Annotated in this window: 20 protein-coding genes and 4 tRNA genes; 14 read left to right on the forward strand and 10 right to left on the reverse strand. The window is 62.3% G+C overall.

Translation table 11 applies throughout. From position 1 onward, the window contains the following. Window positions 1–183 precede the first annotated feature (183 nt). From asnB to IPQ13_01800, 4 genes are all read right to left on the reverse strand, one after another. Complete coding sequence (asnB, locus tag IPQ13_01785; protein MBL0209637.1) at window positions 184–1,887, reverse strand: asparagine synthase B; 1,704 nt, start codon at window positions 1,885–1,887, stop codon at window positions 184–186. A 330-nt stretch (window positions 1,888–2,217) separates the two neighbouring features. Then, entirely contained in the window at window positions 2,218–3,390 is a 1,173-nt protein-coding gene (locus IPQ13_01790) for a thiolase family protein (GenBank protein MBL0209638.1), read from the reverse strand. A gap of 249 nt (window positions 3,391–3,639) precedes the next feature. Further along, window positions 3,640–4,185: a DivIVA domain-containing protein gene (locus tag IPQ13_01795; protein ID MBL0209639.1), complete on the reverse strand. Its 546-nt coding sequence runs from the start codon at window positions 4,183–4,185 to the stop codon at window positions 3,640–3,642. Window positions 4,186–4,199: 14 nt separating this feature from the next. Continuing rightward, window positions 4,200–4,454 (reverse strand): YggT family protein, encoded by a 255-nt coding sequence (locus tag IPQ13_01800; GenBank protein ID MBL0209640.1) that lies wholly within the window; start codon window positions 4,452–4,454, stop codon window positions 4,200–4,202. Between the two features lie 79 nt (window positions 4,455–4,533). Here IPQ13_01800 and bshA point away from each other — a divergent pair, with 79 nt between their 5' ends. The 3 genes from bshA (at window position 4,534) to IPQ13_01815 (ending at window position 7,231) form a co-directional block, all read left to right on the forward strand. Next, entirely contained in the window at window positions 4,534–5,889 is a 1,356-nt protein-coding gene (bshA, locus tag IPQ13_01805) for an N-acetyl-alpha-D-glucosaminyl L-malate synthase BshA (protein MBL0209641.1), read from the forward strand. A 12-nt stretch (window positions 5,890–5,901) separates the two neighbouring features. Further along, window positions 5,902–5,978: transfer RNA gene (locus IPQ13_01810), tRNA-Met, on the forward strand. 596 nt (window positions 5,979–6,574) lie between these two features. Then, a complete protein-coding gene (locus IPQ13_01815) occupies window positions 6,575–7,231 on the forward strand; it encodes a hypothetical protein (GenBank protein MBL0209642.1) in 657 nt (218 codons plus the stop codon). Window positions 7,232–7,488: 257 nt separating this feature from the next. Here the strand turns inward: IPQ13_01815 and IPQ13_01820 are convergent, their stop codons facing one another. Next, window positions 7,489–8,982, reverse strand: a complete 1,494-nt coding sequence (locus tag IPQ13_01820) for a hypothetical protein (protein ID MBL0209643.1) — start codon at window positions 8,980–8,982, stop codon at window positions 7,489–7,491. Window positions 8,983–9,224: 242 nt separating this feature from the next. Between IPQ13_01820 and IPQ13_01825 the strand changes: the two genes are divergently transcribed. Then, entirely contained in the window at window positions 9,225–9,875 is a 651-nt protein-coding gene (locus IPQ13_01825) for a YceH family protein (GenBank protein MBL0209644.1), read from the forward strand. A 37-nt stretch (window positions 9,876–9,912) separates the two neighbouring features. Here IPQ13_01825 and IPQ13_01830 read toward each other — a convergent pair whose 3' ends face one another. Further along, window positions 9,913–10,527, reverse strand: coding sequence for a peptidyl-prolyl cis-trans isomerase (locus IPQ13_01830; GenBank protein MBL0209645.1), 615 nt, complete (start codon window positions 10,525–10,527; stop codon window positions 9,913–9,915). A 39-nt stretch (window positions 10,528–10,566) separates the two neighbouring features. After that, a tRNA-Ile gene (locus IPQ13_01835) sits at window positions 10,567–10,639 on the reverse strand. Window positions 10,640–10,733: 94 nt separating this feature from the next. Between IPQ13_01835 and IPQ13_01840 the strand changes: the two genes are divergently transcribed. The 4 genes from IPQ13_01840 to mnmA are packed head-to-tail and all read left to right on the forward strand — an operon-like array spanning window position 10,734 to window position 16,092. After that, window positions 10,734–11,747 (forward strand): KpsF/GutQ family sugar-phosphate isomerase, encoded by a 1,014-nt coding sequence (locus tag IPQ13_01840; GenBank protein ID MBL0209646.1) that lies wholly within the window; start codon window positions 10,734–10,736, stop codon window positions 11,745–11,747. A gap of 47 nt (window positions 11,748–11,794) precedes the next feature. Next, the gene (locus tag IPQ13_01845) at window positions 11,795–13,990 is read left to right on the forward strand and encodes an LptF/LptG family permease (GenBank protein ID MBL0209647.1); all 2,196 of its coding nucleotides are present in this window, start codon (window positions 11,795–11,797) and stop codon (window positions 13,988–13,990) included. A 57-nt stretch (window positions 13,991–14,047) separates the two neighbouring features. Continuing rightward, complete coding sequence (locus tag IPQ13_01850; protein ID MBL0209648.1) at window positions 14,048–14,944, forward strand: 4Fe-4S binding protein; 897 nt, start codon at window positions 14,048–14,050, stop codon at window positions 14,942–14,944. 23 nt (window positions 14,945–14,967) lie between these two features. Continuing rightward, window positions 14,968–16,092 carry a tRNA 2-thiouridine(34) synthase MnmA gene (mnmA, locus tag IPQ13_01855; protein ID MBL0209649.1) on the forward strand — a complete coding sequence of 375 codons (1,125 nt, stop codon included), beginning with the start codon at window positions 14,968–14,970 and terminating at the stop codon, window positions 16,090–16,092. Between the two features lie 215 nt (window positions 16,093–16,307). Here mnmA and IPQ13_01860 read toward each other — a convergent pair. The 3 genes from IPQ13_01860 to IPQ13_01870 all read right to left on the reverse strand — a co-directional run bounded on the left by IPQ13_01860 (window position 16,308) and on the right by IPQ13_01870 (window position 16,939). Beyond that, window positions 16,308–16,382, reverse strand: a tRNA-Cys gene (locus IPQ13_01860). 57 nt (window positions 16,383–16,439) lie between these two features. Further along, window positions 16,440–16,514, reverse strand: a tRNA-Gly gene (locus IPQ13_01865). A gap of 35 nt (window positions 16,515–16,549) precedes the next feature. Further along, window positions 16,550–16,939 carry a transcriptional repressor gene (locus tag IPQ13_01870; GenBank protein ID MBL0209650.1) on the reverse strand — a complete coding sequence of 130 codons (390 nt, stop codon included), beginning with the start codon at window positions 16,937–16,939 and terminating at the stop codon, window positions 16,550–16,552. Between the two features lie 109 nt (window positions 16,940–17,048). On the opposite strand from IPQ13_01870, the gene IPQ13_01875 reads away from it, so the two are divergent. From IPQ13_01875 to glmU, 6 genes are all read left to right on the forward strand, one after another. Then, complete coding sequence (locus IPQ13_01875; GenBank protein ID MBL0209651.1) at window positions 17,049–18,719, forward strand: PAS domain S-box protein; 1,671 nt, start codon at window positions 17,049–17,051, stop codon at window positions 18,717–18,719. Between the two features lie 343 nt (window positions 18,720–19,062). After that, on the forward strand, window positions 19,063–19,440 hold the full coding sequence (locus tag IPQ13_01880) for an RNA chaperone Hfq (GenBank protein MBL0209652.1): 378 nt from the start codon (window positions 19,063–19,065) through the stop codon (window positions 19,438–19,440). 122 nt (window positions 19,441–19,562) lie between these two features. Next, entirely contained in the window at window positions 19,563–20,921 is a 1,359-nt protein-coding gene (locus IPQ13_01885; GenBank protein MBL0209653.1) for a 4-hydroxythreonine-4-phosphate dehydrogenase PdxA, read from the forward strand. A 98-nt stretch (window positions 20,922–21,019) separates the two neighbouring features. After that, on the forward strand, window positions 21,020–21,646 hold the full coding sequence (locus tag IPQ13_01890) for an aminotransferase class IV (protein ID MBL0209654.1): 627 nt from the start codon (window positions 21,020–21,022) through the stop codon (window positions 21,644–21,646). Beyond that, window positions 21,646–23,679 (forward strand): PAS domain-containing protein, encoded by a 2,034-nt coding sequence (locus IPQ13_01895; GenBank protein MBL0209655.1) that lies wholly within the window; start codon window positions 21,646–21,648, stop codon window positions 23,677–23,679. Before IPQ13_01890 ends, IPQ13_01895 begins: the two co-directional genes overlap by 1 nt. Next, window positions 23,676–25,064 (forward strand): bifunctional UDP-N-acetylglucosamine diphosphorylase/glucosamine-1-phosphate N-acetyltransferase GlmU, encoded by a 1,389-nt coding sequence (gene glmU, locus IPQ13_01900; GenBank protein MBL0209656.1) that lies wholly within the window; start codon window positions 23,676–23,678, stop codon window positions 25,062–25,064. The genes IPQ13_01895 and glmU overlap by 4 nt, the downstream gene beginning before the upstream one ends. Window positions 25,065–25,094 lie beyond the last annotated feature (30 nt).

The raw sequence follows: 25,094 nt of genomic DNA on the forward strand, positions 1-25,094 counted from the left end.
TGGGCATGGGATTCGGCGCAAAAAGAACCACGCGGAGGGTAGCGGAGGAGCGGAGGGAAGCGGAGAAAACATTTCTTTTCTCCGCTTCCCTCCGCCTTATCTCCGCTCCCGCCTATCGCGCGTGTACGCGCTCCTGTTCGTTTCACTCGCTGAGGCGGGAACCCTCCTCCGCGTGGTTTATTTTCATTCCGTCGTATACCCAGTTTCATGCACATCCATAACCGCCCGGCCCGAGGGATCGGCCATCTTCTGGAAGGCTTCGTCCCACAGCAGTGCTGTGGCGGTGCTGCAGGCTACGCTCCGCTCGAAGGGCACGCAGTTCACGGCCGTGGCGGACGGGAAATGGTGCTCGAAGAGCTGGCGATACAGATACGCCTCTTTGGTCTCGGGGGTCTTCACGGGGAAGCGTTCGTGGGCGCCGCGCATCATGCTGTCGCTGATCTCGTGCTCGGCATGGGCTTTCAGGCCGTTGATCCAGGCGTAACCCACGCCGTCGGAGAACTGTTCCTTCTGGCGCCACAGGATCTCGTCCGGAATCGTGCCGTCGAAAGCATTGCGCAATAAATACTTCTCGATGGGTTTCTCGCGCTTGGCGTTGCGGGGGAGCTTCAGCTCCGGATCCAGCATCATCGCCACGTCCAGGAATTCCCGGTCCAGGAAGGGCACGCGCGCTTCCACGCCCCAGGCGGCGCTGGATTTGTTGGCCCGCAGGCAATCATAGAGGTGGAGTTTCTGCAGCTTCTGCACGGTCTCGTCGTGCAGCGCGTGGCCGTCCGGCGCCTTGTGGAAGTACAGATAGCCGCCGAAGATCTCGTCGGCCCCTTCGCCCGACAGGATCATCTTGATGCCCATGGCGCGGATTTTCCGCATCATCAGGTACATGGGCGTGGAGGCCCGGATGCTGGTCACATCAAAGGTCTCCAGGTGGTAGATCACGTCGGAGAGGGCGTCCAGGCCTTCCTGCACGGTGAAGTGAATCTCGTGGTGGATGGCGCCGATGTGGTCCGCGACCTTTCTAGCGGGGCCCAGATCCGGCGCGCCTTCCAGTCCCACCGCGAAGGAATGGATCTGGGGCCACCAGGCCGGGGCCTTGTCATCTTCCTCCACGCGCTTTTGGCGGAACCGCGCGGCGATGGAGGCGACAATGCTGGAATCCACGCCGCCGGAAATCAGCACGCCGTAGGGCACGTCGCACATGAGCTGGCGGTGGACCGCGTCTTCCAGAGCCTTGCGGAGTTTCGCGGGATCGTAGGGATCGCTGGGGTAGAAACCGGGCTCCGCCCACTTCGGTTCGTAGTAGCGCTGGAAGCCCTTGTCCGCTTCGTGGCCCAGATAGTAATGGCCCGGCGGAACTTCGCGGATGCGCTCGCAGTGGCCCACCAGGGCTTTCATTTCTGATGCCACGAACAGGTTGTCCTGGCGGTCCCAGCCCACGTAGAGCGGGATGACGCCGATGGGATCGCGGGCGATGAGAAAGGTCTCGCGCTTGGGATCGTAGAGCACGAAGCCGAAGATGCCGTTCATGCGGTTCAGGAATTCCTTCGGCGGCAGTTCGTCGTAGAGGTAGAGGATCACTTCGCAATCCGAGGCCGTCTGGAAATCGTGCTCGTGCTTCAATCCCCGGCGCAGGTCCTTGTGGTTGTAGATCTCGCCGTTCACCGCCAGCACGCACCCTTTCAACGTGTCCACCAGCGGCTGGGCGCCATGCTCCACATCCACGATGGAAAGCCGCTCGTGGGCCAGGATCGCCCGCGCGTCGCTGTAGATGCCGCTCCAGTCGGGCCCCCGGTGGCGGATCTTCTTGGCCATGCCGAGCGCCAGCTTCCGCAGTTCGCCGGAATTCGAGCGGGTGGGGTCGATGTTGAGGATGGTGACGAGGCCGCACATGGGGGCTCCTGGAAAGGGCAGGGCACAAAGAAAAACCCCCGATCCGCTTTCGCGAATCGGGGGTGGTCAGGGGAAGTCGTCTGTTAGCTCAGAACCTCGCCGTCCCACGCACGATCCGCGCGGAGGGGCCGATTATTATTGAGGTTGATGAGGCTGTGGAGAGTCATTGATTGGGTTCCAGTAGTTGAGTCTGGCGGATGGGGATTGAAGTCGTCAAGGGGATTCCCGGATGGGATGTGGTAAAAAAACTGAAACCGCGAAAGTCGCGAAAGTACGCGAATTATAAAACTAGTTTTTTCGCGTTTTTTCGCGACTTTCGCGGTTTATTCTTTAGACGCGCTCCACCGCCATCGCAATGGCATTGCCACCACCCAGGCACAGCGCCGCGATGCCGCGCTGCTTGTCGTGGCGTTCCAGGGCGTGGAGCAGGGTGGCCATGACCCGGGCGCCGCTGGCGCCGATGGGGTGGCCCAGGGCCACGGCGCCGCCGTGCACGTTGATACGCTCCACGGGAATATTCAGATCGCGGTGGGTAGCCACGAGTTGAACGGCGAAGGCTTCGTTGATCTCCCAGAGATCCACGTCGTTCACCGACCAGCCGAGCTTGGCCAGCAGCTTCTTGATGGCATCCACGGGCGCCATGAGCACCCATTGCGGATCCAGGCCCGCGGTGGCGGTGCCGAGGATGCGGGCCTGGATCGGCAGGCCATGGGCTTCGGCGAAATCCTCGGTGGTCACCAGGGCCGCGGCCGCGCCATCGTTGACGCTGGGGGCGTTGCCCGCCGTGACGGTGCCGTCCTTCTTGAAGGCGGGTTTCAGCTTCGCCAGGGTTTCCATGGAGGTGTCCGCGCGCGGGCCTTCATCCAGATTCACGATCACATCGCCTTTGCGGCCGGGCACGGTGACGGGCACCAGCTCTGCATCGAAGGCGCCCGAGGCCATGGCATCGAGGGCCTTGCGGTGGCTGTCGACGCTCCAGGCGTCCTGGTCTTCGCGGCTGATGGAATACTTGTCGGCCACCAGATCCCCGGTCAGCCCCATGTGCTGATCGGTCATGGCGCACCAGAGGCCGTCCAGGATCATGCTGTCCAGGGCCTGGGCATGGCCCATGCGCGCGCCTCCGCGGAGTTTGGGCATCAGGTAGGGCGCGTTGGACATGGACTCCATGCCGCCCGCCAGGATGACTTCGTGGTCGCCCAGCCGCACGCCGTTGGCGGCCAGCTGGATGGCTTTCAAGCCCGATCCGCAGACCTTGTTGATGGTCAGCGCCGCCACGGAAGAGGGCAGGCCGCCCTTCAACGCCGCCTGGCGCGCGGGCGCCTGGCCCACGCCCGCGGAGACCACATTGCCGAAGATCGCCTCGGTCACCGGCAGGCCCGGAAAGCGCTCCAACAGCGCTTTGACCACGGGCGCGGCCAGCTCAGGGGCCGACAAGGCGGAAAGCGCGCCCTGGAATTTCCCGACGGGCGTGCGGAGGCATTTGAGGATCACGGCTTGGGACATGGAGCACCGATTGGAATAGAACTGCCACAGAGGAAAAACAAGGGTAAAGCAAACTTCTTAACCGCGAAACTACGCGAATGCACGCTAAAAAAACAAAACGGAATGGCAATGCTTCCCGTCCTCCTCATCCCTCATTCTAGGTCCCGGACGAATGTTTTACCCTCAAGCACTCCCCATTTTTAATTCGCGCTTTTTCGCGTAATTCGTGGTTTCCAGTTTTTTGGCCTGGAGTTACATTACATCCGTGGCTCAAAACCGCTGGCCCCTCGGCTTCAACGGCACATCCTCGTCCATGCTGTTGAAATCCATTTCATCGAGCTTCACGGTGTTGGATGAGGGCGGAAAGCGCTCGGGGGCTTCTTCCTGGAGGAAGCGCCGGGTGCGCTCCATGAGCGATTCCATGTCCTCCAGCATGCGGATCCGCTCCATCTTCATGTTGCGCATCTGCACCTCGAGTTCGGCCACGTGCCGATGGGCTTCGCGGACGATCTCGTCGGCCTTGAACTGGGCTTCCTTCAAGGTGAGATCCTTCTCGCGGTTGGCGGTGTCCAGCACATCTTCCTTGGTGCGCTGGGCCTGCAGCAGGGTCTCGCGGAAGATGCGGTCCTGGTCCTGGTACTGGCGGTTACGCTCCCGGAGGCTCAGGATCTCTTCGCGCATGCGGGAATTTTCGACCAGGATTTCTTCCCAATCGGCGGCGATCTCATGCAGGAACCCGCGCACCTCGCCTTCCTCGAAGCCCCGGAAGGCCTTTTCGAACTCCCGCCTTTGGATGTCCAGGGGTGTGAATTTCATGGAAGCTCCAGATTTCAGGAGGCTGCGCGAAGGAATATGTTCTTGATCAGCGACAGCAGGATGATGGCGATCATGGCGTCGAAGCTGAGCCCGCCGATGGGGGGGATCACGGCCCGGATGGGCAGAAGGATGGGCTCGACGATGGCGTTGAGCAATCGTACCAGCGGGTTTCCCGGGCTGGGCTTGAACCAGGACATCAGCGCCCAGATGATGATGAGGATGGACAAGCCGTCGATCACCTTGGCCAGAATGTAAAACATCAGGGGCATGCCGTATCCAATCAGATAGGTTCATGATAGCCCTAGAGGGTCCAGAATGGCCCTGGGGCTTGTGTCTTTGGAGTTTTCGATGAGGATCGGCATTTCCTGCTACTGGGGGGGGGGGGGGGGGGGCCCCCGCCGGGGAACGGGGGGGGGGGGGGGGGGGGGGCCCCCGGGGGGGGGGGCGCGGGGCCCCGCGGCCGGGGGGGCCGGGGGCCCGGGGGCCGCCGGGGCCGGGGGGGGGGGGGGGGGGGGGGGGGGGGGGGGGGGGGGGGGGGGGGGGGGGGGGGGGGGGGGGGGGGGGGGGGGGATTTCCTGTTACTCGACGTTTGGCGGTTCAGGCGTGGTGGCCACCGAGGTCGGAAAGGCGCTGGCGGCGCGCGGCCACGAGGTCCACATCCTGAGCCCCTCCATGCCGCCCCGGCTCACGGGCTTCGAAAACCGGATCTATTTCCACGAAGTCACCGCGAGTTCATATCCTCTTTTCGAAGCAGCGCCATTCTCCATCGCGCTGGCCTCGAAAATGGCGGATGTGGCCAGCCACCACGGCCTTGAAGTCATGCACGCCCACTATGCCATCCCCCACGCCATGGCGGCTCTGCTGGCGCGCATGGCTCTGGATGGGAAATTGAAGGTGGTCACCACCCTCCACGGAACCGATATCACGGTGGTCGGAGCGGATCCCAGCTACCTGCCCATGGTGAAGCTGGCCCTGCGGGAAAGCGATGCCGTCACGTCCGTCAGCCAGTACCTGAAGGACGAGACCATCCGGACCTTCGGCATGGGCGAACACATCGAAGTGATCCCGAATTTCGTGGAACCGCCCGCCATGGACCACCCGGAATGCCGCGCCTGGCTGGCGCCGGACCAGGCCTTCGTGCTCACCCACATCTCCAATTTCCGGCCCGTGAAACGGGTCATGGACGTGGTGAAGGTCTTCGAACGGGTGAGAAAGGAAGTTCCCACGCGCCTGGTGATGGTGGGGGACGGCCCGGACCGCGCCGAAGCCGAGAACTACTGCCGGGAGCACGGATTCGAAGACGAGGTGCGCTTCACCGGCAAGCAATTGGACATCGGGACTGTGCTGGCCTGCAGCGACCTGTTCCTGCTGCCCTCGGCCACGGAGAGCTTCGGCCTCGCGGCTCTGGAAGCCATGGCCCACCGCGTTCCCGTCATCGCCAGCCGCGTGGGCGGCATCCCCGAGGTCATCCGGCAGGGTGTGGATGGATTCCTGGAACCCGTGGGGGACGTGGACGCCATGGCCCTGGATGCGATCCGGCTGCTCAAGGACAAGGACCTGCGCCGCGCCTTCGGGGAATCGGCGCGGAAGCGCGCGGAAACCACCTTCGCCGAAGATCCGATCATCGATCTCTATGAATCCCTATATGAGCGGGTCCTCTCCACCCCGAAATCCAGCGTGGAAATCAGCGCCCAACCGAGATAAAATGATTGCTTCGGCTGGGTAGCTCAGGTGGTTAGAGCGAGGGTCTCATAATTCCTAGGTCGGCGGTTCGAGTCCGCCTCCAGCCACCATCACCGCCTCCTCAATTTATCCTTGTGGAGGCTTTTTTTTTCGTGTCCCTGGGCATGGGCGGACTCGACCCTTCGGGTTCTCGTCCCGTCTATCGCGCGCGGGGCGCGCTCCCAATCGCGCTTCGCGCTCTTGGAGACGGGAGCCCTCCTCCAGCCACCAATACCGCCTCCTCAATTTATCCTTGTGGAGGCTTTTTTTTTCGTGTCCCTGGGCATGGGCGGACTCGACCCTTCGGGTTCTCGTCACGCCTATCGCGCGCAGGCGCGCTCCCAATCGCGCCTCGCGCTCTTGGAGACGGGAGCCCTCCTCCAGCCTGTGGTGGTGGCCGCAGCGAAAGAAAGGGGCATATCTCTCTGGCCTAGGCCCATTGGTAGGCGCAAAATATCTATGTAGTAGAAACATCTTGAAAGTTGCCTGCCATGACTACTCTTACCGTCAAGCAAGTACTCCAGGCCTACGGGCCAAAGGTGGCTGGCCGGGCTTCTTTGAAGCTGAGGGACCCTATTGAACGCGATCTTCTCATCCGTGCTGGAGATAAACAGGTCAAGCGAGAGACCATCTCACGAACAAAGAAAGCAGGCACGAGGCCGAAGCCTTGAAAGGTCATGGGGATGAACCAGGCTTTAGCCCGTTTCCTTTCCACATCCCGAGGCAGTTGATCCATGCATTCCGGCAATTAGATGTCGACCCGGTGCTGGTCGGCGGTGGTGTTGTAGAAGTCTGGACCGGAGAGCGGGATGGCGTTTTCAAGACTTCGGACCTCGATTTCGTGGGCCCTGATTCCCTGACGGCCAACAGCATCCACCTTTTGGGACTTGAGGGAGTGGAAGGCGGCGATGTAGTAGGTTCTCGGCACGTCTTAGTCGAAGGTGTCCCAGTCGAATTTCCCACTGGGCCACTGGGGGTTGGTGATGCCTATCTGGATACAAGGGAATCCACGGTTGTCGTGCCGACCATTTCGGGGGACATGATTCGATGTCTCAGGCCAGAGGCCTGTGTTTTGGATCGGTTGGCCACTGTCGCCTTTGAGTTCGGCCACTTCGAGCAATACATTCAGGCCCTGGCTGTGGCGGTCGCGCAATGCAACCAGCCCGGTTGGTCCGATCCCTGGATGGAAGTAACGGCGAAGAAGGCAAGGCTCCACCGTATTTGGAGCTTCATGAAAGCAGAGCTGGAGTCGGGGCAGCCTCAGACAGAACGACTGGATGAAGCCATGGGACTTGGGTGGGACCCCATCGGGTACCACCCCTGATCACCCCTTGGGTGAATCAGGATTGAAAATGCTCTTTCTCCGGATTTTATAAAACCCCTTACCAGCACTGGCTTTCAAGAGATTCCATCCAGGTTCTCCTGATTCCTTGGCCGGGGTTCTCGTCCCGTCTATCGCGCGCAGGCGCGCTCTTGGAGACGGGGGGCCCTCCTCCAGCCACCTTCACCGCCCGGTTGAGGGGTCAGAGAATGAAAAAGCCCACCGATCGATCCGGTGGGCTTGGGCATAGGTGTGCGGACTCAGGGGGCGACGGTGACCATGGCCGTGAGCACATCTGCGGTGGCGAAGGGGAATGTGTTGAGCCGGAACGGAGCCTTGCTTGGCTCTGCGTCGTGGGCCTTGATGGCGCGGATGCGGAAGACGTAGCTTTGCCCGGGCTGGAGGATGCCGGGGGGAACGGTCAACGTAGTCTCTTCCGTGATCAAGGAGGCCACGGTGGCCGCGCGGGTGCTCATGCCCTGGGCGAACACTCGGAGCACGGCCACCGAGTAGGCCTCCGCTTCGCCCTTGGCGGGCTCGTTCCAGGCGAGGGCAGGGGACGTGGACAGCCCGGCCTGGGGCAGGAATGCGTCCAGCCCATCGATCGTGGCGCCGAGCACGGGGCTGATGGCCTGGACCATCGGATGGTGGTGCTTGGGCTCCTTGAGCGAATTGGTGGACAGGACACCTTGGATGGGCCGTGGATTGGTGGCGCCTGGCGCCGTGTAGTGGACGCTGTAGTTCTGGTTGATGCTGTAGATCCTTCCCCATTTGTGCGGGAAGGGGTTCCCGTATTGGGCCTCGCCAAGGTCCAGGAAGGTCGTGGCCAGGGAAGAGGGATAGAAGTTCACCAGGTCCGCGGTGGCCGCGATGAATCCTTTCTTGGTGCCCCAGGGGGGCGTATGGACCACGAAGCGCTGGAAGGAAGGCGTGGCGGCAGGATTCACCTGGGCCTGGTAGATGGCGCTGGGCGTGCGGTCCCAAGCCATCCGGACGCTCTGGTTCTGGGGCACGGAAGCCATGACCCCGTTCAGCGTGGAGGGCAGGCCGTCCGTTTGCACCAGCGCGGCTGGTTCAAAGATTCCCGACAGCGCCGAGTAGGTCTCGGGACCCGAGGTGACGGAGCTGAGCTGCGTCAGGCTGGGTACATCCCCCTTGGTGGTGTCCACCATCAGCAGGCCCGTGTCCGCCCAGTCCTGGGTCGTGCCGGCCATGGCGGTGTCGCCGGGCAGGGGCATGTTCGAGGGGGAATAATCTGCGAGGTAGGCGTAGACGCTATTCACGTTGGTGGCATACCACTGGAGGATGTCGGTGGCCGCGAAGGGCGCGAGGCCTGTGACATTGAAGGTCAGCAGCGTGCTCAGGTTGGCGGGCACCGCGTCGGGGCGGCCATAGGCGTAGGTGTCCAGGTCCAATTTATGTTTGTCGGTCCAGACATAGCTTGTGCCGAAGCGGAACCAGAACTCGCCGTGGGGAACCTGCGGAATGGTGAAAGTCCCGTTGGCCAGCCCCGTTCCAGGAATGGTGGTGAAACCACCCAGCCCATCGGGCACGAAAGCCCCGATCGCCGTGGTGGTCAGGTCCTGGGGCGCAGCGGTCATCCCGCTGTTGGTGATGGTCCGGATGAAGCGGGTGCCGGTCACATTCTTGGGGTGCCCGCCTGCCTGAAGCGGGGAGGGAAGGATGGCCGCGCAGATCAATAGCGCGGGGCCGCCCAGGGCAGGGAAGGGACGGCGGGATCTGGATGAAAGCATGCGTGCTCCGGGGTGGGGCGCACCTGAAATGCCGATCGAATGGGCAGATGCGCATGGGTTGGGTTGATGCATCAAAGGTTGCCTGAATCGCAGTCTCAGTCAATTATTAATATGAAATATAAGTGATCATTAATTGCCTACTTGATTATTTCACAAGGTTGTCCAACCGCGTTTCCAGGCTTGTGCCTCACGGGGAACTGAACCGTTCGGGATCGATGGCGGCCTTCTGGTAGAACTGATCCATGACCGATTCACCATTGAACGAGGTTGAATGCCGAATCCTGGGCTGCCTGATGGAGAAGCAGCACACGACGCCGGACTACTATCCGCTGACGCTGTACGCCCTGGTGGCGGCCTGCAACCAGACCTCCAACCGGCATCCACTGGTGGCCTATGACGAGGCCACGGTCTCGGACGGCCTGGAGTCGTTGCGCCAACGCCGCTTGGTCTGGCTGTTGAACGCCAGCGGCAGCCGCACGGTGAAGTACGAACAGCGGCTTTCGGAATCGCTGCACCTGGCGATCCAGGAAACCGCCCTCCTGTGTGTGCTGATGCTACGCGGAGCCCAGACCCTCGGAGAACTCCGGGGGCGTTCGGAGCGCATCTATCCTTTCGCCGACCTGGTGGAGGCGGAGGCGGCCATGCAGGCCTTGCTCCAGGCGGAGCCGGAACCCCTGGCCATGAAGCTTCCCAAGCTGCCCGGCACGAAGGAACCCCGGTACGCCCACCTGCTCGCGGGCCCCGTTGAATGCGAGACCTTGGCCGTGGTCCAAGAGGAAGTCAAAGCCAGAAACCTGCCGCCCCTTGCACACCTGGAATCCGAAGTGCAGAGCCTCCGCCTTGAACTCGCAGAATTGAGAGCCGCTTTTGAGTCTTTTAAAGCGCAGTTTTAAGCGCGGCAGACGCAGTTGAGGGAGCGGGAGCCAAGACTCACTTCTTTTTCGAGCCTGCCTTGGCCGGCGCTTTTTTCGCGGGAGCTTCGGTCAACTCCTGGGCGTCAGTGATGAGCACTGGCGTGACCGGCACATCGTTCATCTGGACATTGTGGGTTGGAACCGCCTTGATCTTGTCGACGGTGTCCATGCCCTCGACGACGTTGCCGAAAACACAATAGCCCCAGCTTTCAGCCCGGGGATCGAGGCTCTGGGAATTGTCTTTCACGTTGATGAAGAACTGGCTGGAGGCGCTATGGGGCTCGTTGGTGCGCGCCATGGCGATGGTGCCGCGGGTGTTGCGGAGCCCGGCTGCCATGGCGGCCTTGGCTTCGTTCATGATCGGCTGGTCCCCGGCCTTCTTTTTCAAATCCGCGGTGAACCCGCCGCCCTGGATCATGAAGGTGGAAATGACCCTATGGAAGGTCGTGCCTTTGTAATAGCCCTTGCGGACATAGCTCAGGAAGTTGGCGACGGTCTTGGGGGCGGCTTTGGATTCCAATTCCAGCGTGAAGGAGCCGAGATTCGTCGTGAACTTGACGCGCGGCTTCTCAGGCTGGCCGGTGGCGAGAAGGGGCAGGGCGAAGAGGAGGGCGAGCAATGTGGCGCGCATGGGCATTCCTTTCTGAAAAGAGTGATGATGGCAGCGGCGTGGCCCCTGTGGGATTCGAACCCACGCCTTAGCGCTTATGAGGCGCCCGCTCTGACCGCTGAGCTAAAGGGCCACCCCCATTCAAACACGGGTTGGATTCGTTTCGCACTGCGGGATGGCCGGGGAATGGCTGGTAACATGGCTCGATTCCCTATGGAGCCTTTGCCTTGGAACAAGAGACCAGATCCTTTGCCGGGCCCGGAACCGGACCGACTTCCGATGGTGAGCAGGGGAAGGGAGTCCTTCGCGCCGCCCTTGGCGCGCTGCAATGGCTGAATGGCCACTGGAACGCGGCCACCGTGACCGACTGGGTGGATTCGGTTTCTGACCAGAAGGGGCGGATCGTGCTTTCCGGCATGGGCAAATCCGGATTGGTGGCCCAGAAGATCTCTTCCACTTTGGTTTCCACGGGTTCCCCCAGCCTGTTCATGCATCCCGCGGAGGCTTTGCATGGCGACCTGGGCATGGTGGTCCCCGGGGATTCTGTGCTGCTGCTCTCCAACAGTGGGGAAAGCGAGGAAATACTTCGAATTTTGCCTAGTTTTTCCCGGCTCGGGATTCCGGTGGCAGCCATCACATCCAATAAAGACAGCTCACTGGGCCTTGCAGCACGCTGGTGCTTTTCTTATCAACTAACTGATGGTGAAGGATGTCCGATTGATTTGGCCCCCATGGCGAGCACCACCATGCAGCTGGTTTGGGGGGACATTCTCGCCGCTTGTCTGATGAACCGGAAAGGATTCACCGCCGAGCGGTTCGCGGAGCTTCATCCAGGTGGAAGCCTTGGTGCCAAACTATTAAAGATCAAGGACCTGATGCATGCTGAGTTCCCAGCGGTAAAGCCGGACGCGACTCTTATCGAAACGCTCAACATGATCTCCAACGGCAAATTGGGCATGGCGGTCGTCCAAAACGGTCCCGATCTCCTGGGGGTCATCAGCGATGGCGATATCCGGCGGGCGCTTGAACGCGCCCAGAGCCAGGGGATCAATCCGCTCCAATTGAAGGCGGCGGACATCCTGAGCGGCCACGCCCCATTCACGATCACCGCGGAACGCATGGCCATCGAAGCTGCAGGGGAGATGGAAAGCCACAAAATCACCTTCCTGGTGGTCATGGAATCAGATAAACCTTGTGGTGTCATTCATATCCACGACCTTCTCAAAGCCAAGGTGATCTGAGATCGTTTGACCGTAAGGTTACATAATATACATTATCGAAAGTAATCATGAAGGAAATTCTCTCCCGCTACACATTGCGCAGATGGCTCTTCCCTATCGGTGGAGCGGTGCTTCTCTATGGGGGATTGCTCCTCTCAAAGGAGCTGGTGGATCTGTCCAAGGAGGTTTTCAATCTCGGGGCTTCCTTCCGGTGGCTCATCCCGCTCCTGCTGTGCGCCGTCCCTGAAACCCTGATGATGGTGCTCCCCATGGCCGCCGTCCTGGGCGGCCTGATGGGCACCCAGCAACTGGTTCAAAGCTCCGAGCTCGTCGCATCCCAAGGATTAGGCATGGGCAGCCGGATGCTGCTCAAGCCCTATCTGCTCCTGTCCTTGTTTCTGTTTTTGCTGGCAGGGGCCAACAGCCACCTCCTGGTGCCTGCCGTGAACCACCTCCAGGCCTCGGTTCGGATCCAAATGTTAGAGGAGGCCCGAACCCGTTTCCTCAGGACAGGCCAAGCTCCCCGGGTCCCCCCTGGGTCTCCTGGCCAGTCGGTATGGATGGCTCCCAATGGTGAGATCCATGTGATGGAGGTCAGCCCCACTGGGATCCAACACATGGTGGCCAAAGGCATTTCCTACTCGATCCAGCCACAACCGGATGGTGGCCACGTCCTGGACATGCGCTTGAACAATTTGGCCGGCAGCGTGTACCAGATCCAGACCGGCAGCGTGGTGCACCTTCACCAGGAAAGCCAGGACCTGCGGTTTCGGCTTCCGGGTGTGTCCAGGATCCTGGCCCCTACTCCGCTTAGATATCTTAAAACATCCGAGATTTTGAAACTGAAATCTCCGGCATCCGCGGTGGAACTGAGTCGGCGTTTGTCTCTTCCATTTGCTTCTGTGGCCTTCCTCCTGCTCGGCATTGCCATGGGCCTCGGACACCCCCGTTTCCAAAGAAGTGGTTCTATCCTGAAGAGTCTCCTCGTCATTCTGATTTATTATTTTTTCAATATGTTATTTGAAAACATGATTATGCAATCAAAATATCAAGCTTTCTATGCTCAATTGTTGCTGCCCTGGATATTCCTTGGCGCTGGATTCTGGTTGTTCCATGGAAAGCTGAAGCCTCATGTATCGAACAACGCCCTCAGCAGAGTTAAAACCAGTGTGACCAAGCGCTACCAGTGGTTCATTGTTCGGATCGGCAGATTCCTGCAGGCGATGAAACCAATGAATCCCAGCACGAGAAATTCCACCGACCGCCATCGATCCAGTATCTTCAATCGCTGGGCTTGCTTGCTTTGGTTGAAGAGCTGGGGCGGCACCTTGGGGACGCTGCTGGCGTTGGACCTGTTGATCGAATACGTGACCCTGGTTGGAGATATCGCTCGCAACCACAAGAATATTATAGATTTCCTATACTATTGGATATTGAATCTCCCCACCTTCTTAAATACAGCCCTGCCCATCACTTTCCTGCTTGGAACCCTGTTCGCCTTCGGCCAAGCCACCCTTAGCGCTGAATGGGTGGCGCTCCGCGCGGGCGGGGTCAGCTTGATCCAATGGATTTGGTACGCCCGGAGAGCCTGGCTATCCGTGCTAATCTCCACGGCCGTTTTACAACTGTGGGTTGCGCCTCATGCTTATTTCAAAGCAGACAATATATATAGACAAATAGTCAATCGACCTACCAACATATTGAGCCGGAATTCCTGGTTATATCTGGGCTCCACGGGCGTGCTCTGGTACCAGCAGGGACAGGTTCGCTGGGGATTCCCGTTGAAACCGGCCATGGAGGCCCCCATCTTGCTCCGCTGGAAAACCGGAGCTGAATTCGCCCAGGGCCTGCCTTGGGGCGGGGCGAAACTCGTCCAGGGACCCGCAGCGGCCATGCTGTTCCCCGAGACTTCCCTGCGGGAACCCACCCACGCGGACATGTCCACCACCGGCGACCTGTTCACCTGGCAGCGTTGGGCTCCGGATCCCAACCGGGCGACCTTGCTTTGGACCCGCATCTTCGCCTGGCTGGCGGGTCCCTGCCTGGTGCTCGCCACGCTATCCTGGGCTTTCCCGGCTCCGCGCAGCGGACGCGGCCAGGCCCTTGGGATCGGGCTGGTGATCGGCCTGCTCTTCCTGGGCCTTCAAGGCGTCTTCCTGGGCGCGTCGAAATCAGGCGAGATCCCGGCGCCCCTGGGTGTGCTGGCACCGATGCTCTTCCTTGCTGGTTTCGGGTTCATGAGGCTCAAGCACCTCAGGACTTGAGTTCCCGCCGCCCTTCCCGCTTCGCGCTGCGCGCATCCCACCGTATTCTGGAAGGCTATGGCTCCAAGCGGCATCAGCATCTCCCGGCGCTACCATGTGTCCAGAAGGATCACCCAACTCCTGCTCCTGGCGCTCTGGGCGCTGCTGCCATGGCTGGATGTGGTCCGGATCGAAATCCAGGGGGGCCAGGGCCCTAGGATCATCTATCTCGGACAGAGCTACCCCATGGATTTTCCCTATGTGCTGGGGCTGATCATCCCTTTCGTCCTCCTCATCTGGGGGATCGCGCTCCTGACCTACTTCAAAGGCCGGGTTTTCTGCGGCTGGGCCTGCCCTTACGGGAGTTGCGTCGAACTATTCGATGGCCTCGCCACCGCCGTCTGGAAAGGCTCCAATCGCAAAGTGGCAGCCTGGATGAAGCGGTCTCCCCTTCACAAGTGGGCCCTCCGCCTGGGCGCTGGGACCACACTGATCGTGGCCCCGGTGCTTCTGGCCATGAGCTTGGCGGCCTACCTGGTGGCCCCGCGGCAGATGATCCACGCTCTCTTTGCAACGCCCTGGGGGCAAGGCGGCATGATCCAAGCCACCCTGCTCTCGTGGGTGGGCCTCACGGTCCTGATCTCCTGGCTGGCCGGCTTCGCCGTGAAATTCCATTTCTGCCGCATGGTCTGCATCTACGGAATGGGCCAGGCCATGGTGGTCTCCACGGCGCCGAAGAACAAGATCCTCCGTCCGCGTTTTCTTCAGGATTCAACCGAAGCCTGCGGGGGATGCCGGGCCTGCTTGAATGCTTGTTTCGTGGACCTAGACCCCCGCGCCAAGCACCTGGTCCTGGGATTTGGAACCGGCTGCTTCAATTGCGGGGACTGCATCGATGTCTGCACCACGGTGCAGGGGCACAGGGACGCCTCCCCGCTGCTTTCCTTCAGAACTTCCCTCAAGGCGGAGCGATGAAGAGACCCGGGGGTTCGGCGCTCATGGATCTGGCCTTGGCGCCGCTGAAAAACCATCCGAGGCTTCGCCCCGGAGACCGGGTGGTGGCAGCCATGTCGGGAGGCGTGGACAGCTCGGTCATGGCGGCCCTGCTGCACTGGGCGGGTTACGAAGTGATCGGCGTTTCCATGCAGCTCTTCGACAAGACCAGAGGCGGAACCACGCCCGAGACCGAAGGGAAATGCTGCACCCTGGACGATTTCCAGGATGCCCGCCGGGTGGCGCATGAGAAGGGTTTCCCCCACTATGTCGTGGATTTCGAGGAGCGTTTCCGGGAGACAGTCATTGATGAATTCGTGGAGGGCTACCTCCGGGGGGAAACCCCAAGCCCCTGCATCCGCTGCAACCAGCACGTGAAATTCAAGACCCTGCTGGAGCGCGCCGAGGCCCTCGGCGCGGGCTTCGTCGCCACGGGGCACTATGCCCGGATCATCCACGACGAGGCCGGATTCCACCTTCTCAGGGCTCAGGACCCAGCCAAGGACCAGAGCTATTTCCTGTTCAGCCACACCCAGGAAACCCTTGCCCGCACGCTGTTTCCGTTGGCGGAGCTGACCAAGCCGCAAGTGCGCCAGCTGGGCCGGGACCTTGGCCTCCACCTGGCGGAAAAAGCCGAGAGCCAGGAAATCTGCTTCGTGACCCAGAACCGGTATGACACCTACATTGAGGAGTCCGGCCGCGCTCCTGACGCCGGGCCGGGGCCCATCCGCCACATCGACGGCCGGGTCCTCGGGTCCCACGAAGGATATTGGCGCTACACAGTCGGCCAGCGGAAAGGCCTGGGTGTGGCCCATCCGACTCCGCTTTACGTGCTGGGCGTGGAACGGGACACCAACACCGTCTGGGTCGGGGATGATGCGGATTTATTCGGCAGCGAAATGCTGGTCCGGGAATTGACCTGGTGCGCAGGCGCGCCGCACAACCCCCTGCCCTGTTCCGCCAAGATCCGGAGCCGTGGCCTGGAGGTGGAAGCCATCGTGATGCCTTTGTCCGGGAACCGCGCGAAGGTGGCCTTCGCGGAGCCCCAACGAGCGATAGCGCCTGGACAGGCCGTGGTCTTCTATCGGGATGAGGAAGTCCTGGGCGGAGGCTGGATCAGCGCGTCTTGAACCATTCGACTCCGATCTGCGCAACGAAGAAGGCCCCTTGCGGGGCCGTTTTCTTGGAGGCGCCGATCGGAATCCGGTGCCCGCCGCAGGCTGGCTGCGCCCGCGGCTCATCCCTTCGATCGCTACGCGCTCTCCGGGGCCGCTAGCGGCGCGCCATCCTGATTCGACTCCGATCTGCGCGATGAAGAAGAAGGCCCCTTGCGGGGCCGTTTTCTTGGAGGCGCCGATCGGAATCGAACCGATGGATAGCGGATTTGCAGTCCGCGGCCTTACCACTTGGCTACGGCGCCTTGATGTCTGGCTTTCTAGCATAAACGACTCGGGCCGCTGATGCGGCCTAAGTTAGGTGGAGCGGGTGATGGGATTTGAACCCACGACTTCAACCTTGGCAAGGTTGCACTCTACCACTGAGTTACACCCGCACTGCTCCTAGATCTTATCAAACCACCGCAGAGCGTCAATGCCTTTTATCCGTGCGCTGGCATTCGGCGCAATGCCCGAAAAGTGAAAGCTGGTGCCGGGTGATGGAAAAACCGGACGAGATTTCCAACTGCTTGAGGGAATCCTCCACGCCGCACACATCCACTTCCACCATCCGCCCGCACCGCTCGCATTGCAGGTGGTGATGGTGGTGCTTCGAATTGCAGCGGACGAAGCGCATGACCTGGTCCTGGCCGAGGATGCTTTCGGCCCAGCCCTCCTGGATGAAGCGTTCCAGATTCCGGTAGATGGTGGGCAGGCCGGAGCGGTTTTCCTCCATGCGGGCCGAAATCTCCTCGACGGTCAGGGGCCGGTCCGAGGTGTTCAGGACGCGCAGGATTCCCTCCCGCTGGGGAGTCTGGCGCATGCCGGCTCCACGCAGAGAAGGCAAGGCCGAGGATTTCGGTGGGTGGCTCACGGGACCAGGATGACAAGAATGCGGCCCGGTGTGAATCCGTTCTCCCGGGACGCAGGAGATGCGGCATCCTGATGCCATGCTCCGCGATCTGATGGAAGCCTCCCCACGAGGGGCCACAGCGCCACCTTTCCTGCCGCTGGCCTTCCGCCTGGCGACCAGCTTCGGCCTCCTGGTGCTTCATCTGGCCTTCCCTCCGGATCCGATCAAAGCCGCCGCCAGCGAGTCCCTCTATCTGCTGCTGGTTTCCCTCTTCTTCATCGAAGCGGTCTGGGAAATCCAGCGGTCCTTGAAGGCCGGATTGGATCCTTTCGCGACCCCAGGACGCGCGAGCATCCGGTCGAATCTCGCCATGGACATCACGCTGGTGGCGCTGCTCATCGCCTTCCAGGGCGTGGACCAGGAACGATTCGCGGCCATCTACCTCTTCCCGATCCTGTCGTCCGCTTTCTACCTGGGCACCACCGAGATCGTCCTCGTCGGATTCATCGCCTTCGCCCTGCATCTGTCCAGCTTCCTGCTCTTCGGGGCCGGCATCCTGCCGCCTTTTGGCCACTCCGGCGCCCCCATGGACCTGGAAACGGCGGAGTGGATCCTGGCCTTCGCCTCGCTTGAGATCTTCGCCGCGACCCTGATCGTCGTCCTCATCCGGAGGAACCTCGAGGGCCTGCGAAGGACCCTGCTGGCCTCCGAAGCCAAGGTGGATGATCTTTCGGCGCTGCACCGCCGCGTGGTGGAGTCGATGGTTTCCGGCCTCATCACCACAGATCTCGACGGCCGGATCACTTCGGCGAATCCAGCCGCCGAGGCCATCCTCCAGCGGGCCCTTCCCATGGGGCGCACCATCGATGCGATCCTGCCCGTGGACCTGGCCCGGCAGGAGATCCTTCCCCGGGAACAGCGCTTCGAGGGAAGCTACATCGCGCCCAACGGGGCGTGGCGATTGTATGGCGGGAACGTCGCGCCGCTCCGGGATGCCGAGGGCAACCAGTCGGGGCACCTGATGCTTTTCCAGGACCTCACGGAGATCAAGGCCCTGGAAGAACGCACCCGGCTCAGCGAGCGGCTGGCGGCCATCGGCGAGCTGTCCGCCGGCCTGGCCCATGAGCTCAGGAATCCGCTCGCTTCCATCCTCGGCTGCGTGCAGATCCTGAAAGGCGAGGGCCATGCCCACGCCATGAATGAACGGGCGCTGGGGATCCTGAGCCGAGAATCCGACCGGGTCAGCGCCATCCTCACCAAGTTTCTGGACTTCACGCGGCCGAAGCCCGTGGAAATCCGCTGCGTCTATGTTCCAGATCTCATCGAGGAGCTCCGGGCGAGCTGGGAAACCGACCCTCGCGCCAAGGGGCTTTCCCTGGGCATCGCCCCGGTTCCCGAGGTCCGGATCAAGGCTGACGCCTTGTGCGCGCACCAGGTATTCACGAATCTCCTCACCAATGCCCGCAAGGCACTGGAAGGAGCCCAGGAGCCAAGAGTCCATCTGGAATTCGAGGAAGATGCAAACCACCTCCTGGTCCAGGTCCGGGACAACGGGTGCGGGATGGATGCCGAGCAGTTGCGGACCCTCTTCGTGCCCTTCTCGAGCACATTCAAAGAAGGCACCGGCCTGGGCATGAGCCTGGTCTTCCAGTTCGTCCAGGCGATGGGCTGGGACATCCGGGTCCAGAGCCAACTGAACCAAGGGACTCTGGTGAGCCTGAAAATTCCGCTTTGGGGCAGCCGGGGTTGAACGCCCCCGGGGGCAACCGATGCCCGGCCCCGTGTCCCAGGTGGCAGGGGGTCGCGATTGAGCCTAAACTTTTCCTACCATTCCCTCATAAACCTGGCAGAGGTTCCTTGTTGGATCCAGTCGGAGCTGTCAGATTCAAGGCCATTCCTAACAAGATTGGCCTATCCGTGCATCCGGCGCCTTTCCCCTGCTCGGCACCAAAGGTCGCACCGCAAATCCAGGACGTTCCATGAACCGCAAGCTGATTCGCCCCAACCTGAACGAAATCAAGGAAAAAATGGGCCGGGGAACCGCCTCGCCGGGACCGGGCGGCGGCGCCATGGTGCTCACGCCGACGCCGACCATGATCCAGCCCGATGGCGCCGTCACGGCCGTGGACCCGAGTGCGCCCATGGCACCCCAAGGCCTTGGCAGCCCCCGGCGGAAGATCGCGCCCCCGGAGCAGACCAATGCCGAAAGTTTTTACTATCTCAAGCAGATGCAGTCCAAAACCCCCGTGGTCGTCGTGCTCCAGGACGATGAGAAGCTCCGCGGCGTCATCGAGTGGTACGACAAGCACTGCCTGAAGATCAACCGGCTCAAGGAACCCAACGTGGTCGTGCCCAAACACAACATCAAATACATCTACAAGCAGGAAGAAGAACCCCGCATCCGCAGGAAGACCAGCGCCAAGAAGGAAGAGATCCTCTCCCCGGACGTGGACCTTCCGCTCTACGATTGAGGGAAGCCGTTGCAAATTAGCAACTCGGTCTTTCTGATCGCCGACAGGCATATGGGGACGCGACCAAACCGCCATGGAATCTCCGGCGGTTCCTAAGCGGCTCCAAACCAGGGGTCTGCTGTTTGAGCCAATCGTTTCCTCCACCCGCCCGCCGCCCGCGCATCGCCGTCACGTTGGGCGATCCCTGCGGAATCGGCCCAGAACTGTTGCTGGGATCCCTTTTCGCCATCAACCGATGGGCGGATGTCATCGTGGTCGGGGCCAAGGCTGGACCGGACCTGCTCGAACCTCAGATGGCGGATGGCCGGCGGGTGCAATGGCGCTGGGGTAACCCGCCCGGTGGCGGGCCTGAAATCCCCGGGGCCAAGTCCCACAGCCTGTGGACGGGCTCCGGAACCTCCTGGGAGCCAAGCCAGCGCCAGCTCATGGGCCACGCCCTCTGGATCGATCCGACCCCTGAAATCACCGCGTCCATGCTCCAGCTCGGGAAAGGCTCGGCCGAATCCGGAAAAGCTGCGGTGGAGGCGGTCCGCATCGGGGCGCATCTGGTGATGGTCGGCGAGGCGGATGCGCTGGTCACGCTCCCCCTCTCGAAGGCCGCAGCGCATCAAGCCGGGTACGACATTCCGGGCCATACGGAATTTCTGCAGGAAATGTCAGGATCGCAGATCACCCGCATGGCCTTTGTGAGCCCCAGCCTGAAGATCGTGCTTCACACCGTCCACCAGAGCCTGCGTTCGGTGGTGGAGGGCATCAGCGCCGAATCTGTCGCGCAGACGCTGAGCTTCGCGGCCGACCGATTCATCCAGCTCATGGGAAAGAATGATCTGCGGGTCGCCCTGTGCGCCCTGAATCCCCACGCAGGCGAATCCGGAGCCTTCGGCAAGGAGGAAACCGCCCTCGCCGAAGCGGTGGTGATCGCGGAAGCCGCGTTCATGGATTTCGACTTGAGCGAAGTCGCGATGCCCTTCGAGCATGTCGCCTCGCCGTTCAGCACCGCGGGTGTTCCGGATGGCTGGGAAATCTTCCCCAGCAAACCCCCGAACCGCCAGAACGCTGGTGCCGCACCCCGCGTGGCGACGACCATGCGTTCTGGGGTCGAAATCCAGCAGCGCTATGAACCCGCCCTGCCACCCAGGCCGAGCACGCGTCCCACTCCCCATTTTTTCGGCCCGCTTTCCGCCGATAGTCTTTTTCCCCGCGCGGCCAAGGGCGAGTTCGACGTGGTGGTGGCCCTGTACCACGACCAGGGACTCATCCCCATCAAAGTGTTGGAGCCATTGCGGGCGGTGAACCTCACTTTGGGCCTGCCGTTCATCCGGACCAGCCCGGACCATGGGACCGCCTTCGACAAGGCAGGGCTTTGGAAATCCGACGCCACGAATTTTCTCGAGGCGGTCGCCCTGGCTGTGCGGCTTGCGGCCCGGGCGAAACGGGAATCCTGGATTGCCGAGGTCGGCTCGGCGAAGGAAATCGGCTGAGCAGCGCCGTCCTGAATGACTATCCGGTCTGGCGGGCCTTCGGGCCTGGCGCATCACGCCTACTTGGCTGGAGCCCCCCCCAGCGGCCCTTCGATGCGGTGCCTCGAACGGCCCTGCGCATCGTGGATGGCCAAGCTCGGGATTGGAACCAGCATCAGGCCCGGCTTCAACGGGGCGCCGCCAGGCTCGGCTGGGAGGCCTCCTGGCTATCCGCAGCTTTGCCTGAGATCGCGGCCTGGGTCTCGACTGCACCCCTGGCCGCATGCCGGATGCAGCTATTCCCCGATGCGGTTTCCATCCGCCTGGAGACGGTGCCTGAGCCTTTTTCAATGTGCCGACTGCTCTCCATGGCTCATCCCCTGGGAGACATCAGGGGCGAGGCGGCGGCCGCCCTGAAAGGGCTTCTGGGGCCCTGGGACATACAGGCGCGGCAGCATGCCTTAGCAAGGCTTGCGGACGACGCCCTACTGCTTTGGCCGGATGGAACCATCGCCGAGACCGCCATCGCGGCCCTGGGGCTCGAAGTGGAGGGGAAGCTTCTCATGCCTCCGAAGGAAGGCCGGGTTTCAAGCATCACCGAAGAACAAGAACTGCCGCTCTGGGCCAGGTCCCGCGGGCTGGATATCCGATACGGACCCATCGGCCTGGATGAAGTTTCAGGCGGGCGCCTTTGGTGCATGAACGCCGTGCGTGGTTTGTGGCAGGCTGAGGTAGTCCAACTCTGATGCTTCAAGACCTGTTCCTCGCCCTGCTGCTTCCCCTGCCCCCCTGGCTCGGGTTCTGGATCTTCCGCCGGAAAGGGAGGGTCGGTCTGAGCTATGGCTATTTCCTGGGGGGAATCCTGGCGGTGCTTTCCCTGCCCTGGCTGACGGTGAGCCGCATCGCGGGCATCGAACCATTGCCCTCGGCCTTCCTCGGCGGGACGCTGTTCGGCTTCAGCCTCTTCGTGCAACTGAACCGCGAAGGCGCCCAGGGCATCCGGCGCCTGGGCTTCGGAGTGGGCGGAGCGACGATCTTCGCCTGGCTGCTGAGCCTGCAGGTGGGGCTCGACGCGATGGAGTCATTCCTTCTGTTCTGGGGCACCACCATCGCCCAGACCGCCCTCTGGATGCTGCTGTCCGATCTCGGGTACCGGCTCAGCAGGGGGCGCTGGCTGTCCGCCCGGGTGCCGGTCGTGGGCGGCATCACCGTGCTCATCTGCAAGGCGCTCTATCATTTCATTCCCGGCAACATCACCACCCTTTCCTTTCCAGCCTCGTTGCTGGTGGGGATGCTGCTCGGTCTCGTGGCGCTGCAGCAGCTCACCTGGCTCCGCGCCCAGGGCATCTGGGTGGAAGGACGCGGGGATGCGGTCCGCACAGCCCTGACGGCGCTGGATGTCGGCGAAAAGCCCGAAGGCCCATCCCTGCTCTATGGCATCGAGTCGGAGCAACCCATGCTCCTGGTCAACGATTCCGGCGCGATCGCCGAGTCCAACGGGGCCTTCAGCCACCTGGTCGGGCTGCCTCGCCATGAAGTCCGCGGCCTCCCGCTTTCCGCGATGCTCCAGGGCCAGGATGCCTCCACCTGGGATGATCTCCGCCAGCAGCTCATCCAGCGGGGACGGGGACGCACTGCCTCAGCCCTGGTCCACAAAGACGGGGCCTTCCAGGATGTGCAACTGGAGGCCGTGCCCTTCGACCGGAACATGGCCTTGATGTGGATCTCCGACCAGCGCGGTGGGACGCTGGCATTGCGCGGGGAATCCGCGGGTCCTGCCCTCATGGGCGGGGAGGTTGCCGGAGCCACCCAGCGCTCGCTCGCGAACGCGCTCGGCACCATCGTCCCGGCCGCGGAACAGATCCTCGGAGAAACCCTGGAGCACGGCACCCGCGAAGCCGCGGAACTGATCCTGCTGGCCGCCCAGCGCATTTCTCCAGGCGGACAGGGGAATGCCCCCGGGGCCTCGCTGGCGGCCGCCCTGGACGCTGCGAAGGCGCTCGATGGCCTGATCCCGAAACTGCAGCGCATGCTGCCTCCGCTCATCCAGATCCAGATCCGCGCCGAAGCGCTTCCGCTCGGAGTCTCCGAAGATGCGCTGCAGCGGGTGGCGACGCATCTGGTGTTGCACGGGCGGAAAGCCATGGGTGCCGGGACCATGACCCTGGTCGTGGAACTCCAGGAGCTCGGCGGCCGGCGCTGGGCCCTGCTTACGATGGATCTCGCTGGATCCCATCTGAAGCACCCCCAAGCGATGCTTGGCCTGCCCTGGCTCCAGCAGGTGGTGGGCGAATTCCGCGGGATGCTCGAACTGACCCAGGATGATCACGGCGGAATCTGGCCGCAGATCTACTTGCCGCTTGCCGAGCCCGAGGCCGCCGCAACGCCGTCGCCCCTGCTCTCCCGCTACATCTGGATCGTGGATCAGGATCCTCTGGTGCGGGAGGCCTTGGAAAACCTCGTAATAAGGAAGGGGGGGCAGGCGATGGCGTTTCCTGGCCTTGGAGACCTACTGCGGGCCAGCAAGAATCAGGATCCTCCCGATGCGCTGGTGCTCGAGCGGTCGCCGACCCTGGAACGCTTCGCCAAGGCCATGAGCGGATTCCAGCGGGAACCCATTCCCACGCTGGTGATGGGCAATGGCCAGGCCCAGCCCGTGAGCCCGCTGAGGCTGGGCCTGATCAAGCTTGGGTTCATCGAGAAGCCATTCCCGAGCCAGGAATTCGTGCAGAGCCTTTTGGCTCTCCTCAGAAAGACCAACGGACAGGAGCGGGCATGAAAACGGTGGCGGTGATTCTCGCGGCAGGCCTTGGCAAACGCATGAAATCCAGGATTCCCAAGGTGCTCCATCCGATCCTGGGGGATCCGGCCTTGCTCTGGGTGTTGCGGGCCCTTCCGGCGGGATTGGAGGCGGCCATCGTGGTGGTGCACCACGGCAAAGACCAGGTGCTAGCGGCATTGGAAAGCTGGCGGGCGGAGGGGCTGCTGCCCTGCCCCGTCCTGACGGTGGACCAGGGCCAGCCCCTGGGCACCGGCCACGCCGTGAGGGCCTGCGAGGCCGGATTGGACCGCCTGAAGGCAGGCCGGGTCCTGATCCTCTCAGGAGACGTGCCCTTGATCCGGGCCGAGACGGTCGAATCGCTTTGCGCATCGGAAGGCTCGCTGCTGGCGATGGAGATTCCGGATCCCACTGGCTACGGAAGGGTGGTCCAAAACCTTGATGGCAGCCTTTCCAGACTGGTGGAGCAGCGGGATGCGGGTCCAGGAGAGCGGGCCATCACGCTCGTGAACGGCGGGGCCTACGCCCTGCCCTGGGCGCCGTTGAAGCCAGCTCTCCACCGTCTGAAACCCAACAATGCCCAGGGCGAACTCTACCTGACCGATGCGGTGATGGAAGTCGCCGCAGAACGTCCCGTCAAAGTCGAGCTTTGCGATCCCGAAGAACTTGCGGGCATGAATTCCCGCGACGACCAGGCCGCCCTGCAGGCTTCGGCCCAATGGCGCACCACCCGGCGATGGATGGCTGTGGGCGTCAGTTTCCTGGATGCCTCCAGCACCTTCCTGGGACCCCGGGTCGTCCTCGGCCAGGATGTGCTGATCGAACCGTCGGTGCGCATGGAAGGTCTGGTGAAGGTCGGCGCCGGCACCCGGATCGGGCAAGGCTCCATCATCACCGGCGGCGATATCGGCAAGGATGTGTCCATCCGCCCCTACTCGATCATTGAAGGCGCCAGGATCGGGGACCATTGCGTCGTGGGCCCCTTCGCGCGATTGAGGGAAGGCACGGAGCTCCAGGCGGGCGCCCATGTGGGCAACTTCGTGGAGACCAAGCAGACCCTGATCAAGAAAGGCGCCAAAGCCAATCACCTGGCCTATCTCGGGGATTCCGAAGTGGGCGCGAACACGAACATCGGGGCCGGTGTGATCTTCTGCAATTACGACGGCGTGAAGAAGCATCGCACCACCATCGGCAAGGACGCCTTCATCGGCAGCGACTCCCAGCTCGTGGCTCCAGTGGCCATCGGGGATGGGGCCGTGGTCGCGGCGGGAAGCACCATCACGGGCGACGTCCCCGCCGGTGCCCTGGCCATGACCCGCCCGGCCCTGGTGCTCAAAGAAGAAGGCGCGGTCCGGTACTGGGAAAGGCTGAAAAAAAAGACATGAGTTAGACTCGATGTTTCGAATGAATCCATG

Source organism: Holophagaceae bacterium (assembly GCA_016720465.1).
Classification (GTDB): domain Bacteria; phylum Acidobacteriota; class Holophagae; order Holophagales; family Holophagaceae; genus JANXPB01.